This is a genomic window from Alteromonas sp. CNT1-28 (genome assembly GCF_022348345.1).
Classification (GTDB): Bacteria; Pseudomonadota; Gammaproteobacteria; order Enterobacterales; family Alteromonadaceae; genus Alteromonas; species Alteromonas macleodii.
This window is the reverse complement of the sequence record NZ_JAKREZ010000023.1, coordinates 1-14,286: the sequence shown is the minus strand read 5'-3', so window position 1 is coordinate 14,286 and position 14,286 is coordinate 1. Positions and strand designations below refer to the sequence as shown.

Here is a 14,286-nt window from a genome sequence, read left to right as displayed (position 1 = left end):
GGCGCATATCGCTAACGTTTTTCACCTGTAATTAGCTTGCTGCTACTGGTGAAGATAAGGTTTGTTCTTTAGTTTTATATTTCACACTCTCTAATACCCCTTTATGTAGTCGCAAAGCGGCGTCTGCTTTTACCGCGACGTCTTGGCTATGAGTTACCACAACAAGAGAAGTATTGGCCTCTTTACAAGTTTTAAAGAGTAAGTCTGACACGGTTTCGCTAGTGGTTTCGTCTAAATTGCCGGTGGGTTCGTCGGCCAAGATAAGCGAGGGGCGATGTGCGAGTGCTCTAGCAATGGCACAGCGCTGTTGTTCACCACCAGATAACTGACTTAGCGGCTTTTGCGCTAGGGGTAATATCCCAAGCTGCTCCATTAACGCTAATTGGTAGTCGTTATCTACATTACCTTTTAGCCTTGCAGTAAAGGCAATGTTGTCCCACGCATTAAAGCAGTCGAATAAATTGAAGCTTTGAAACACAATACCTAAATGCTGTTTGCGAAAATTGTCGATATCACTCGCTTTAAATGTGTTATCGAGTTTGCTATTGCTAGCAATCGACAATCCATTTACCGAAATATCTCCACCGTCGGGCGTCTCAAACCCAGCAACAAGCGACAGCAAGGTAGATTTACCGCAGCCAGAAGCCCCCTGAATACTCACCGATTCACCTGTCTTTACGGTAAGGTTAAGGTTGTTGATAAGCGGAGCCTCTGTCTTTGAAAAAGATTTCTTTAAGTCTTTTATTGTCAGCATAATTCGCCGTTTTGTATTGAACCGTCTTAGTGTGAACATGAAGGAGCGAGCATGCATGCAATACGCAGTGCTGCTGGCGCACAGTTAGAGGTGCTATGTGCGCCTTCAATTAGCGCCGACATGTTCTGATAGAACGGGTTATTTTTTATATTTGAGAGTATACGTAATACCCACGCTTTTTGGTTAAAAGCGGTGTGGGAATTTGATGGCTAATATTCTTATGCGTTTCAGGAAATTGCTTTAGTAGCCTAAATTACAAGATATGTAATAGCTTCAGTCGTAGGGAAGGGCATGTTAAAGGGGCGTTAAGCCCCTTATCGATCGTCTTTTTACTGATTAATAAAGTTATCGAGTTCTTCGCCAGTAATTTTTTTGATTTGGGCAAATAAATACCAAAGCGCTGCAATAAGTAAAATCATGCTCGGTATCACAATAACTGGATAGCTAAGCGCAGTCATTCGGCCAAGCTCTTCAGTGTATGCCGTAGTGCCCGGCTCACTGACCAATATCATTTTTGCCAAGATATAATTTAGTGCAGAAGAGAGGAAAAACGAACTCGCTACGATGTAAGAGCTAACCGCGACTTTCTTTTTAAACTCGCTCTGTTTTCCTTTCGCATCAAGAACTTGATTTAGGTGTGGCCAGTTTATGATTTGGTCGTTCAAAATAAGCATTTTGACCAAGGGTTTATTAGAGTATTGGGTTACCAGTACAGCAATACCGATAATGCCTGGGATAGCGGCTTCTTTTATCGCAATATACTCGGCAGGCAGTTTAAGTAAGCTAAACCCACCGGTAAGTAGTACGCTGATAATGCCTAAAATGGAAAAGCCGTTGACCTTTCCCGACTCTTTTAAATCCCATAGGCCATAACCAATAGGAAAGCTGAGTGCCGCCACAATGCTCCACGCAGGGCCTAGGTAATCTTCCGAACTTGCATAGCTCATTAGCACCACAGGAATAACAATGTTAAACGCGAGGTTGCCGAAAAAGCCTTGGTTTTTTTGTGTAGGTTCTTGTACTGCTGACATATCTAATTACAACGTCTTATCTTGAGGCTAATTATACGTAAACTAATTAGCGTGCCCAGTGCCATGCGGCAAATAAGCCACCAATAAAGCCAAACAGATGATATTCAAAGGAAATAAATTTGGATGTGGGAAGCACACCAACCAGCATTCCTCCGTATAGCGCTGCAACTACTAATGAAATAAGCAAATACCGCACTTTGTTACTTCTAAACCCTGCCAGCACGAGGAAGCCGAAGTAGCCATATACCATGCCGCTCGCGCCAATATGCGTAGCGCTTCTACCGAACAGCCACACGCCCAAACCACCTATAAGCAGTGCGCTTAGCGTAGCGATGAGAAATGTGCGTTTTCCCCACTGCATAGTAAGCCACATGAACAGCAAAAGAGGCACCAAGTTAGCCATTAAATGCGTGGGTGTACCGTGAAGGAAAGGGGCTGTGAATATGTATGGCAAGGTTGACAGTGTGCGAGGCACTACACCAAACTGATTAAGTGCATTGCCGGTAAGTAAGTTTGCTACTTCTATTACGATTAACAATGCACCTAGCGTCAGCAGAACGCGAATTTGGAAAGAAAGCGGCTTCATCGAAAGGCCCTAAAGTAGATTACAAAATAATATGAGGAAGGTAACGAGAGAGATCTTGGGTAATAGCAGATGCATCTTCTCTTACTGAAATACCTGCTGGCATGTCATCTACCAACCAACTACCTATGAGTGTATGGTTACCTTCAAAAACGGGTAAAGGTTCAAATGCTTGAACAATATAGCCTTCTTCGCCGTAAGGACCATCGCTAAGCCTATTCTCAATTCCACCTTCAATGATAGAAACATTCGCGCCTTCCCTAGAAAACAGAGGCTTTTTAATCCACTTTCCTGATAGTGTGTGTGTGTTTATTTCATCTGAAAAATAAGCGGGAAGCAGGTTAGGGTGGCCTTCAAATTTCTTCCAAAGCTGAGGAAGCAAGGCTTTATTGGAAATTATCGATTTCCATGGGGGCTCTATCCAATTAACTTGGGCATCTTCTAACACGTCGCCAAACTCTTCGCGCAGCATAAACTCCCAAGGATAAAGCTTGAAGCAGTCTGTAATTGGCGCGTCTTGAAGATCGGTAAAAACGCCCGTGTCCGCTAACCCAATGTCTTCAATAAAAACGAAGTCAGCTAAAAGCCCGGCCTCTGTAGCGCAGTCTTGTAGGTACTGCACTGTTCCGCGGTCTTCTACGGTATCTTTACAACACGCCATGTGCAGTTGATTAATGTTGTAGTGCAATGCTATTTCGCGAAAGCGATGAACTAACTTTTCTTGCAAGCTATTGAACTGATCAGCGTGCAAGGCGAGTTTGCCGGCATCCACATTTTGTGAAAGCCACAGCCACTGCCAGAAACCAGACTCATATAAGCTGGTGGGCGTATCTGCATTATTTTCTAGCAGCTTAGCTGGCCCTTTGCCGTTGTAGACAAGGTCAAGGCGTGAATACAAACTGGGGGCTCTTTCCTGCCAGCTGTTTCTTACTAAGTCCCAACGTTGCTCTGGAATTCGAAAACGAGTAAGTAATTCCTCACTATTAACCACATCTTCGGTCACTGCCAAGCACATTTGATGTAGCTCGGCTGTGGGGTCTTCAATGTCGTTTTCAATTTGCGCTAGCGTGAATTGGTAGTAGGCACTTTCATCCCAATACGGCTCGCCATACATGGTGTGGAAATGAAAACCAAACTCGTTAGCCAACTGCTGCCAGCCCTTGCGAGGCTGGCAAGGCATTCTAAACATAGTTATCCGCCCCAGCCGCCTTTACGGCTGCTGCTACCCCAAGACGATTTTGCACGAACGCTGCTACCAAACCCGCCTCGTTTCATTGTGCGGTTCACGGTAGGTTTGGGCTTATAAACGTCTTTGTTTACGCGATATTTTCTTTTGCGAATGTCACCGTCGAACACATAGCCGTCTGCCGTTATCCAGCGTGAACGAAACGGTGAATTATATGAATAGGAAGTATATAAGGGCTGTGAGTAATAGCGATTTGGCGATAGCAGAGAGCTCACCATATAGCCTGCCATGAACGGCATGAAAAAGCTGCCGCTACTATTATTCACATATTGGCACTGGTTAGGGCCAAATTCATGTTCGCAGTCGTACTCAGAGCTAAAGCGCGGACTGGTGCGCATGGCCTCGTCGACCGCTGTCTGGTAGGCAGCTTCACAACGCTCTACTGCATCAGGAAAATCCTGCTTACAGTCTTCTAGCGAGGTGTAAATGGTGGCGTCTTCTTTTTCGCCGCCACAACCACTTAAAATAACGCTGGCCACACCCAATGCTAAAGGCTTCACGCTAAAACCTTTGCGCATGCGACCAAGGTCAATATGTTTGGTGCGTTTTAATGCGTGCTTCTCACCTTGCACGCTATCAACAACATCAAGCTGAGTGTTTCGTTTATCAGTCATCGCTGCCCCCTTAATAGGTCATGCAAGCGGCATTGAGTAAGCCTACGGCAATAGACATGCTGGCAAGCATAACACCCGCAGAAACTTCGTTATTGTTTATGCGCTCAGCGATTTTCGGCATAAAGCTGAAACGCAAAATGGCAAACGCTAGGGATTGTGCAATCACAGCAACAAGCGCCCAAATAGCAAAATCTACTACAGCAACCGAGTTTGAAGCTGCGCTGCCAAGAGCGATAGCAAAACCGATTATAGCGCCACCAAAGCCGATGGCAGCGGCAACGTTTTTCTCTTCTTTTACCAGCTTCCATTCATCGTGAGGTGTGACCAAGGCGTACACCAATTTGAAGATAAACAAAAAGACAATCGACAAGCCGAAGTAAAGCGCAAAGTTATCCAGGCCAGCCAAAGATTGCATGATCGTATCCATAGTTATTCCCTTTTATTAACCGTTTATAGTGATATCTGCTGGTTCAACATCAAACCCCGTTGAAATCACCAAACATCTATCTAAATTATTACCTACTTGCTTTTCTTCACCCACAACAAGCAGGGTCTCAACTCTGTCATTACTGATTGGGCGTTCATACAGCATCATAAACTGATCAGTAGTACTCACATCACCATCTTCTTCATAGGTAGTTTCAGTGACGGCAACAGGCGGTGACTCATCGCCCACTGCCCCCCACACGCGGGTATAAACCTTACCGTCAAGCTCATAGGTGGGCTGGCTGATAACGTTTTTCAAGCATTCGTTCCACTGAGCAGTATTACCAATGGTTTTCGTTTCATAAAAGTGCCACAGCTTAACATCGGTAATGTGATTCTCAGACAAGCCGCCGTCGGTGACTACCTGTAAAAATCCATCGTCGTCGGTGTAAAAGCGAAGTAGGGTGCCACCTGTATCTAAGGGCGCTTCTCCTACCGCTTGAATTAATTGAGAACGGGCTGCACCTTCAATAGTGAGCTCCGGTTCTAATAGCGAAAGTTTCAAGTTATCTAACTCGAAAGAGCCACCTAAATAAAGCCCCATTATTTCTGGCGACTTAGGTTTTTTAGGTTCTGATTTTTTAAATAATTTACTAAACATGTTTACGCCTCTTAATCAGCGTCTAGGGAAGACCAGTTAATTGCGTTAATGCGGCGCTCAGCAATGTAAAACAAAGTGTCGCCCGGGTTTAACGTAACGTCCAACGGTGGGTTTACCACCATTTCTTTCACAAGACCATTTGGCGCATAACCAATAAAGATGGCATCGTGTTTACGTTTCAAATTAATAAATAACTTAGCAACAGAGATGGCGTGGCTACTTTCTGGGATTTTTACTGAAAATTGCGCCTGGCCTTCTTCAATACTCAGCAAGTCGTGATGAAGCATACTTGAACCAGGATCAAAAGCGGCTTTAACTAACATTTCTATTGCCACGCTCGGTGTACACTCCACTTTAGGGCAGTGATCCTGAAGTAAGCTGACTAGGCTATCATCATCAAAATAAGCCACCTGATGTGCATCAGGATTACGCTTAGTACAATACAGCGCGGTAGTCATGGTGACATCGTCTTGTGGGTTATCGATAAGAATAGTTCGGGCGGTGGACACGCAAGCGCGATCCATATCTTCGTCTTTGTTAAACGAATCTACCTTCACGAACTCAATCACGCCAGGCATGGGATTAGTGATATCGGCCTTCACGCACAGCACAATATCGGGGCGCTCTGGCATGGCATCGCGTTCTTGAAGTATTAAATCAAGCAGCAGCATAGTACGCTGCTCATTCCACCCAATTACTAAGATATGTCCATCTAGCATCAAGCTGTTCATACCCAACAATCCTTTCTTCCACGTTAATGAAACCCAAGCTGCAATCCGGCCAATTACCATGGCGAAGATACTCAAACCAAGCGGTATGACGTAAAGCGCTACAACCAGTTTTCCCGCTGGCGTGACGGGAGATAAATCACCATAGCCCACTGTAGAGGCGGTGACCGCCAGCCAGTAAATAAAATCGGCGTTGGCAATTAAATCGTGCTCGTCTGCAGCGTAAAGTAGCCAATAGCTTGTTACTGCGTAAAAGGCGGTGGCACCGACAATAGTGTACCAGCGTGATTCTGCAAAATATTGCAGCATGATTTTTCGCAGTTTTATCCATGGAGACATAAAAGAAACAGCCCTTGTTATGCGTGCCTTTACTCTGCCTTGAAGTACTTGATTTGTCTAGGTTAGCGCTTTACTTAACGGTAATTTACGCAGGAAATTATTGTAACAAGAATTAAAAATGGGAGCGCGTAGCTCCCATTTTTCTAACTTACTTGCCTAGAATTCGCGCTAGCTCGTCATCGGCCGAGGTTTTACCCCCTTTAATGCCCGCTTCGGCTAGACGTTTTTCTAGATCGCTGCTCGATTCATTGTTTGCTAACTCTTCTGCAGCTTGTAGCTCAGCATTGCGCATCTTTTGCTTATCTTGAATACGTGACAGTGACTCTGTCGCCGTTTTCATTTTGCTATTCGCACCCATGTGGCGTGAAGAAACCGCTACTTGCGCCTTCTGAACGCTTTCGGTGGCTTTTACCATATCCACTTGCTGCTCTAAGCGGCGTAAATTCGCTTTCGCCTGTTGGATATTTTGTGCCAGTTGCTTTTCTGACTGCTGGAACTGATCAAGATATGTTTGTTCTTGGTCTCGTTCTTCTTTAAGTTCAGACACCTTTTGAGCACAGTCTAGCGCGAGTTGGCGGTCGCTATCGATGGCCTTGCGCGCGTGAGCTTCGTATTCCGCAATTGATGAATTGAAGCTATCCACTTTTTGCTGAGAAAGTTTGCACTTTGCCAAAATTTGGGTACGTGCATGATCTGACTTACGCAATTCTTCTTTGGCTTCTCTAATTTCTTGTTCCAGAATTCGAATAGCCTGACTGTCTACGACAGATTGAGCAGCTTCGGTTGCACCACCTTTTACTGCAGTTACTAATTTTTTCCACACTGACATTCGCTTCTCCTTAGAAGTAAATTTTAGTTAAGGTGTGTTTCGTAGGCATCTAAGAAAGATGCAACATTCTGAAACAGGGTTTCCACTTCAATAACGATACTTTCGGCTTTTGACTGGGCACTTAGCGCTCCAAAGGCAGTGTAGTATTCTTCACCACCAATGTTTGAAATGCCTACCGTGGTCAAAGGGAACACCATATGAGTAGACAATATTTCATGATCTAGCGCTGGCTTATCTTTTACTTCCGACGCTGCAAACAAAAGACTCTCTACTAAGATCTGCTCTCCGCTGATAGCAAGCCAGGCATCTATGCCGTCTTGATTAGCAATAAGTAAGCAGTTTTCCTCACGTGTTACCACAAAGTCATCATGCTCTTTAAATAAGGCTTCGATGCTTTCCAGTTCCCAGCTCATACCTTTCTCCTTTAATTATTGAAGCGATAGTTGTGAAAATGAATGTCGTGTAAGTGGTGTGTTATACAACTGCACTTTATTAAAAACAGATACTTTGCTGTATTAACCACCGAAGTTACTGTAACGACTATTTTCATCTTCGCCAATATCTAGACTTGCAGTGTAGACCTGTTGTGCCATAATCGTCAACATTAAATACATGCTATAAGTGTAAAAAAGTGTGTTTTTGTAAAATATATATCACATTTGTGTGATTTTTGGAGGCTGTGTGAACACTGGAAATACGCAAGGTGCTAAAAATGCGTGGCGGCAAACGGTAGCAAGAGTTGTCAAATCTGAGATGTCTGTGCGCGGCGTAAAATATCAAGCGTTAAGCCAAAGGCTGGAAGAGATTGGCGTGGAGCAAAGCGCAGATAACCTTAGAAATAAGGTAAATAAAGGTATTATGGGCGCCGATTTACTTCTGCAGATTTTGTACGTGTTGAAGGCGCGTCCATTAGATGCGGCGCTTTTAGAGGAAATCTTAACTGATCTTCAGCAATAAACAGCGTAAAATACCGCCGTTTATAAGATATCGATATTCAACTAACCTGCCGCGCAGAGGAATCGAAGCTTCGCAATTACGTTGCGATGAGTGACGGTAGGCAGGGAAAATAAGCAGATAAAAAAATACCCAGCAAGTGCTGGGTACGAATGATAAGGAATGTTTATGGGAGAACATCATCACTATCTGTAGGTATCTTAACCGTTTAAGGGGTTAAGTGCTATTTAATAAATTGAATTGTACGTATAGTGTTCAATATAAAGTTATTTTATAATATACGTTAATTTTTAATTTGTTGATAATTAATGTTTTTTGTTTTTATTTTGACTTTGGCTTCATCTGTGAATCTATTTTTATTAGCCTTTAGTTGCAACTTAAATAACACTTAATATTCCACTTTTGTCTAACTTTTATGCCGTAATTTAGTCGTATTTATGAAACTATCAGATTTTAGCTTCGAGCTACCCGAAAAACTTATCGCCAAATACCCAACTCAGCAACGTACAGCGAGTCGCTTGTTACATTTAGATGGGAAAACTGGCAATGTAGCGCACACGATGTTCGCTGACATGCTGAAATTTGTAGAGCCAGGCGACCTCTTGGTGTTCAACAATACGCGGGTTATTCCTGCACGTTTACTGGGCAAAAAGGAAACGGGCGGGCAGGTTGAAGTGCTGATCGAACGTATAACGTCAGACAATACAGCGTTAGCGCATGTTCGCGCGAGCAAGGCACCTAAACCTGGAACTACGCTTATTCTTGAAGAAAAAGTGAATGTTACGGTGACAGGGCGAGACGATGCGCTATTTATTTTACAGTTTGACCACGATGAGACCGTATTAACGCTGCTAGAAGCCCATGGCCACATGCCGCTACCTCCTTACATCGACCGTCCCGATGAAAGTTCAGACAAAGAGCGCTATCAAACCGTTTACAATCAAAAGCCGGGCGCGGTTGCGGCGCCTACTGCAGGGCTACACTTTGACGATGCAATACTGGCTGCGTTAAAAGAAAAAGGTGTGAATTTGGCCTTTGTAACTTTGCACGTTGGCGCGGGTACATTCCAGCCTGTGCGCGTTGATAATATTCAAGAGCACAAAATGCACGCAGAGTTCGCCGAAGTACCACAAGACGTTGTTGACGCAGTTCTAACCACAAAGGCCAACGGTAAACGTGTTATTGCAGTGGGTACAACCTCTGTACGCTCTTTGGAGTCAGCGGCAAAGGCAAGTGCAGAGCGCGGTGACGAGGAAGTTATTGCGCCATTTAACGAAGATACTGAGATTTTTATCTACCCTGGTTTTGAGTTTAAAGTGGTAGACGCAATGTTCACTAACTTTCACCTTCCAGAGTCCACGCTAATGATGTTAATCAGTGCATTTGCCGGTAAAGACAACGTGATGAATGCCTACCAAGAAGCGATAGAGAAAGAATATCGATTCTTTAGCTACGGTGATTCAATGTTTATTGAGCGCGCCTAAACACATTCGACCACGATACAAGGCATGTAAATCGGTATTTTGCAGGCCTTTCTAGCTTAGTTACAGATAAACATAGATACGGGGCATGATCTCAGCCGAATTACTGGTATAATCGCCGCCAATTTATTTTTATACCCAGCGCAAAAGCGCACCAAAGTGGGAATGCTTTCACATGCAATTTGAGTTGTTAAAAACCGAAGGCCGAGCACGACGCGGTCGTTTGGTGTTTGAACGCGGTGTTGTTGAAACCCCTGCGTTCATGCCCGTAGGTACATACGGTACTGTTAAGGGAATGACCCCTGAAGAATTAAAAGACAGCGGTGCACACATCTGTCTTGGAAACACGTTTCACCTGATGCTTCGTCCTGGTACAGGCATTATTCGCCAGCATGGCGACCTGCACGACTTCATGAATTGGGATAAGCCAATCCTTACGGATTCGGGCGGCTTCCAAGTGTTTAGCTTGGGTGATTTGCGTAAAATTACTGAAGAAGGTGTAACATTCCGCTCTCCGATAAACGGCGAAAAGATTTTACTTACGCCTGAAAAATCGATGGAAGTTCAGCGCGATTTGGGCTCTGACATCGTGATGATTTTTGATGAGTGCACGCCGTACCCCGCTACTGAACAAGAAGCGCGCGTTTCAATGGAAATGTCACTACGTTGGGCCAAACGTAGTAAAGAAGCCCATGGCGATAACCCAGCGGCACTGTTTGGTATCATTCAAGGCGGTATGTACGAAGGTCTGCGCGACGTTTCACTTGCTGGCCTTGAAGCTATTGGCTTCGACGGTTACGCCATTGGTGGTCTTTCAGTAGGTGAGCCGAAAGAAGATATGATCCGCATTATCGATCATACCGCGCCTAAAATTCCGGAAGATAAACCTCGCTATTTAATGGGCGTGGGTAAACCTGAAGATTTGGTAGAGTCTGTGCGTCGCGGCATCGATATGTTTGACTGTGTAATGCCCACGCGCAACGCCCGAAACGGTCACCTGTTCGTGACTGAAGGCGTAGTGAAGATTCGCAATGCGAAACACAGAAACGACACCTCGCCATTAGATGAGAATTGTGATTGCTACACTTGTAAAAACTATTCTCGCTCTTATCTACATCATTTGGACAAGTGTAACGAAATCTTGGGTGCGCGCTTAAACACCATCCATAACCTTCGCTACTATCAGCGTGTGATGCAGGGTCTTCGCGATGCGATTGACGCAGGTACGCTTGATGAGTTTGTACAAGAATTTTATGAACAAAAAGGGTTGCCGGTTCCGGCACTATAACAACGATAATATTTGGGGAATTTTATGAGCCTATTTATCTCTAACGCTTACGCACAGTCTGCTGGTGCGCCGCAAGGTGGCGGCATGGAAATGATCATCATGCTAGCTGTATTTGGTTTAATCTTTTACTTCTTGCTTTACCGTCCACAGGCTAAGCGTGTAAAAGAGCATAAAAACCTAGTATCGTCACTAAGCAAAGGCGATGAAGTGTTAACACAAGGTGGTTTGGTTGGAAAAATCACTAAAGTGTCAGAAGAAAAAGACTTCATTGAAGTTGCACTTAACGATTCAAACAACATCGTTGTTCAGAAGTCTTCAGTAACTGCTGTGCTGCCTAAAGGCACGATGAAGTCACTGTAAGTAACAATAGCCGGGGCCGGGACGCTTCCCGGTACTGGCACGAAAGGATTATCCAGTGCTAAACAAAAACTCTATTTGGAAAGTACTGAGTGCACTCATTGTGGTTGCAATGTGTGCACTTTATGCGCTTCCTAACATTTACGGTGAAGATCACGCCGTACAAATCTCAGCAGGCCGTGACGCTGTGGTAACTGACGCCACTGTGGAACAAGTAAAAGCCTCGCTAAGAGAAAAGAATATCTCTCCAAAACGTGTTGAGTTTGAGAACGAACAAATATTAGTTCGCGTTTCGGATTCTGACACCCAGCTTGTTACGCGCGAAACGCTTGAAAAGGCGCTTGGTGATGACTACTACGTGGCTATGAACCTTGCCCCCGACACGCCAGAATGGCTTGAAGGCCTAGGTGGCGCGCCAATGAAGCTAGGTCTTGACCTTCGCGGTGGTGTTCACTTCTTGATGGAAGTGGATATGACCGAAGTGATTGCTAAGTCGCTAGAAGACGCAGAGGGTGGTTTCCGTACTTCACTGCGTGAAGAAGGCATTCGTTATCGCGGTGTAAAACAGGTTGACGATCATATCGACATTACGTTCCGTGATGAAGATGCGCTAGACAAGGCAGAGTTCTTTTTGCGTAACCAAAGTCGCGACCTTACCTTTAACCAGGTGGATGACTTAACACTTCGCGCTATTTTTGCTGAAAGCAAGCTTCAGGAAATTCGCGACAACGCGGTTAAGCAAAACATTACCATTATTCGTAATCGTGTAAACCAACTTGGTGTGGCTGAGCCGCTTGTACAAAAGCAAGGTGCTGATCGCATTGTTGTGCAGCTTCCAGGTATTCAAGACACCGCCCGTGCGAAAGAGATTCTTAATGCCACAGCAACACTAGAATTTCGCATGGTGGACCAGAAGAACGACATCCGTGATGCATTGAACGGCCGCGTTCCTCCTGGCTCTCAAGTGATTGAAGATCAGCAAGGCATTCCTCAGCTGCTTGAAAAGCGTATTATGCTTACCGGTAGCCATATTATTGATGCGAATAGCGGTGTTGATGAATATGGGCTTCCGAATGTAAACATATCGCTGGATTCTGAAGGCGGTAATAAGATGTCTCGCTCAACCCGTGGCAATATTGGTAAACCAATGGCTACGGTGTTTATCGAATACAAGTCGACTGGCGAACGTAACAAAGACGGCAAGCTGGTGTTTGAAAAACACGAGCAAGTTATCTCGGTTGCGACTATTCGTGCGCAACTGGGTAGCAAGTTCCAAATCACAGGTCTTGATTCACCGAAAGAAGCCCGTGACTTAGCGTTGCTACTTCGCGCAGGTGCACTGATTGCGCCAATTCAAATTGTTGAAGAGCGTACGGTTGGACCAAGCTTGGGTAAAGAAAACATTGAGCTGGGCATGCAGGCTATTATGTATGGTCTGGCAGCGGTACTTGTTTTCATGTTGATTTACTACAAAGCGTTTGGTGTGGTAGCGAACATCGCTCTGATTACAAACCTGGTTATGATTGTGGGCATAATGTCGATGATCCCTGGTGCAACGCTAACGCTACCGGGTATGGCAGGTATTGTACTGACCGTTGGTATGGCGGTAGATGCAAACGTGCTTATCTTTGAGCGTATACGAGAAGAGATACGTGACGGCCGCAGCCCTCAGCAGGCGATCCACCAAGGTTACGACAGTGCATTTTCTACCATTCTAGATGCTAACATTACCACCTTCATTGCAGGCTTAATCCTCTTTGCCGTGGGCACAGGCCCAATTAAAGGCTTCTCGATTACACTGATGATTGGTATAGCAACCTCGATGTTTACCGCAATCCTAGTTACGCGCGTTATTGTTAACGCAGCATGGGGCGGTCGACGCGTAGAGAAATTGGCGATTTAAGGAAGTAACATGCAATTATTAAAACTATCCGATACTGTCAATTTTATGCGCCTTCGCATTCCTGCGATGGTGTTATCAACGGTACTCATTTTAGGTTCGTTCGTGTCGCTAGGCGTTAATAGCCTTAACTGGGGGCTAGACTTCACTGGCGGTACGCTAATTGAGGTTGGCTATGAAGATGCCGCTAATTTAGAAGGCATTCGCGCCCAGCTAAACGAAGCAAATTTTGAAGATGCCATAGTACAGAATTTTGGCAGCAGCCAAGATGTACTTATCCGCATCGCGCCTCGTGATGGCGTTAAAGCCGTGACTATTGGTGAACAGGTACTAGCTGCCTTGCGCGCTGACGGTACTGAGGTTGATATGCGTCGTATCGAGTTCGTAGGTCCTAACGTAGGTGAAGAGCTTACAGAGCAGGGCGGCCTTGCGATGCTAGTCGCACTGTTGTGTATTCTCGTTTATGTCGCAATGCGATTTGAATGGCGATTCGCTCTAGGGTCAGTTTCGGCACTAGCTCACGACGTTATACTTACGCTAGGTTTGTTTTCAGTACTTCAAATCGAATTTGACCTTACGGTACTTGCAGCGGTACTAGCGGTAATTGGTTATTCACTTAACGATACCATCGTTGTGTGTGACCGTATTCGTGAGAACTTCCGCAAAATTCGTAAAGGTGAGCCTGTTGAGATTATCAACATCTCGCTAACGCAAACCCTAAACCGTACTATCATCACCTCATTAACCACGGTGTTGGTATTGGTTGCATTATTTTACAAGGGTGGTGCGCTTATTCACGGATTTGCCACCGCCTTATTGTTCGGTGTAGTGGTTGGTACTTATTCATCGGTGTATATCGCAAGTTCAGTGGCACTTGCATTGGGTATTAGTAAAGAAGACCTAATGCCACCACAAGTGGAAAAGGAAGGCGCAGATTTAGATCCTATGCCTTAGTTTTACACGCTTGAAACGCACAAAAACCGCATCTACGATGCGGCAGATTGATGATAAACCCCTCTTTTTTCGGAGGGGTTTATTTTTTCTAGCAGCCGAAGGCTGCGATCGCGATATTTTTTAATAAGGCGTTTTTGTTTT

Annotated in this window: 16 protein-coding genes; 6 read left to right on the top strand and 10 right to left on the bottom strand. The window is 44.9% G+C overall.

Annotated features, from left to right (window positions below):
• Positions 1-31: 31 nt before the first annotated feature.
• The 10 genes from MHN02_RS14260 to MHN02_RS14215 form a co-directional block, all read right to left on the bottom strand.
• Complete coding sequence (locus tag MHN02_RS14260) at positions 32-754, bottom strand: ABC transporter ATP-binding protein (protein WP_239246802.1); 723 nt, start codon at positions 752-754, stop codon at positions 32-34.
• Positions 755-1,083: 329 nt separating this feature from the next.
• On the bottom strand, positions 1,084-1,785 hold the full coding sequence (locus tag MHN02_RS14255; protein ID WP_014950200.1) for a VC0807 family protein: 702 nt from the start codon (positions 1,783-1,785) through the stop codon (positions 1,084-1,086).
• 46 nt (positions 1,786-1,831) lie between these two features.
• A complete protein-coding gene (locus MHN02_RS14250; protein ID WP_014950199.1) occupies positions 1,832-2,371 on the bottom strand; it encodes a rhomboid family intramembrane serine protease in 540 nt (179 codons plus the stop codon).
• A gap of 19 nt (positions 2,372-2,390) precedes the next feature.
• Positions 2,391-3,557 (bottom strand): glutathionylspermidine synthase family protein, encoded by a 1,167-nt coding sequence (locus MHN02_RS14245; RefSeq protein WP_239246799.1) that lies wholly within the window; start codon positions 3,555-3,557, stop codon positions 2,391-2,393.
• 2 nt (positions 3,558-3,559) lie between these two features.
• Positions 3,560-4,228, bottom strand: a complete 669-nt coding sequence (locus tag MHN02_RS14240; protein WP_239246796.1) for a DUF1190 family protein — start codon at positions 4,226-4,228, stop codon at positions 3,560-3,562.
• Between the two features lie 10 nt (positions 4,229-4,238).
• Positions 4,239-4,655: a DUF350 domain-containing protein gene (locus MHN02_RS14235; RefSeq protein ID WP_014950196.1), complete on the bottom strand. Its 417-nt coding sequence runs from the start codon at positions 4,653-4,655 to the stop codon at positions 4,239-4,241.
• Between the two features lie 15 nt (positions 4,656-4,670).
• Positions 4,671-5,315, bottom strand: coding sequence for a YjfK family protein (locus MHN02_RS14230; RefSeq protein ID WP_014979843.1), 645 nt, complete (start codon positions 5,313-5,315; stop codon positions 4,671-4,673).
• A gap of 11 nt (positions 5,316-5,326) precedes the next feature.
• Positions 5,327-6,382, bottom strand: a complete 1,056-nt coding sequence (locus MHN02_RS14225; RefSeq protein ID WP_198286191.1) for a potassium channel family protein — start codon at positions 6,380-6,382, stop codon at positions 5,327-5,329.
• Between the two features lie 148 nt (positions 6,383-6,530).
• Positions 6,531-7,211 (bottom strand): PspA/IM30 family protein, encoded by a 681-nt coding sequence (locus tag MHN02_RS14220; RefSeq protein WP_014950193.1) that lies wholly within the window; start codon positions 7,209-7,211, stop codon positions 6,531-6,533.
• A gap of 23 nt (positions 7,212-7,234) precedes the next feature.
• A complete protein-coding gene (locus MHN02_RS14215; RefSeq protein WP_014950192.1) occupies positions 7,235-7,624 on the bottom strand; it encodes a DUF2170 family protein in 390 nt (129 codons plus the stop codon).
• A gap of 268 nt (positions 7,625-7,892) precedes the next feature.
• On the opposite strand from MHN02_RS14215, the gene MHN02_RS14210 reads away from it, so the two are divergent.
• From MHN02_RS14210 to secF, 6 genes are all read left to right on the top strand, one after another.
• Positions 7,893-8,168: a DUF6471 domain-containing protein gene (locus MHN02_RS14210; protein WP_014950191.1), complete on the top strand. Its 276-nt coding sequence runs from the start codon at positions 7,893-7,895 to the stop codon at positions 8,166-8,168.
• A 434-nt stretch (positions 8,169-8,602) separates the two neighbouring features.
• The gene (gene queA, locus MHN02_RS14205) at positions 8,603-9,649 is read left to right on the top strand and encodes a tRNA preQ1(34) S-adenosylmethionine ribosyltransferase-isomerase QueA (protein WP_239246793.1); all 1,047 of its coding nucleotides are present in this window, start codon (positions 8,603-8,605) and stop codon (positions 9,647-9,649) included.
• 172 nt (positions 9,650-9,821) lie between these two features.
• A complete protein-coding gene (gene tgt / locus MHN02_RS14200; RefSeq protein ID WP_014950189.1) occupies positions 9,822-10,934 on the top strand; it encodes a tRNA guanosine(34) transglycosylase Tgt in 1,113 nt (370 codons plus the stop codon).
• A gap of 24 nt (positions 10,935-10,958) precedes the next feature.
• On the top strand, positions 10,959-11,294 hold the full coding sequence (gene yajC, locus MHN02_RS14195) for a preprotein translocase subunit YajC (protein ID WP_014999069.1): 336 nt from the start codon (positions 10,959-10,961) through the stop codon (positions 11,292-11,294).
• 55 nt (positions 11,295-11,349) lie between these two features.
• Entirely contained in the window at positions 11,350-13,194 is a 1,845-nt protein-coding gene (gene secD, locus MHN02_RS14190; RefSeq protein WP_239246790.1) for a protein translocase subunit SecD, read from the top strand.
• Positions 13,195-13,203: 9 nt separating this feature from the next.
• Positions 13,204-14,145 (top strand): protein translocase subunit SecF, encoded by a 942-nt coding sequence (gene secF, locus MHN02_RS14185; RefSeq protein WP_014977044.1) that lies wholly within the window; start codon positions 13,204-13,206, stop codon positions 14,143-14,145.
• Positions 14,146-14,286: the final 141 nt, after the last annotated feature.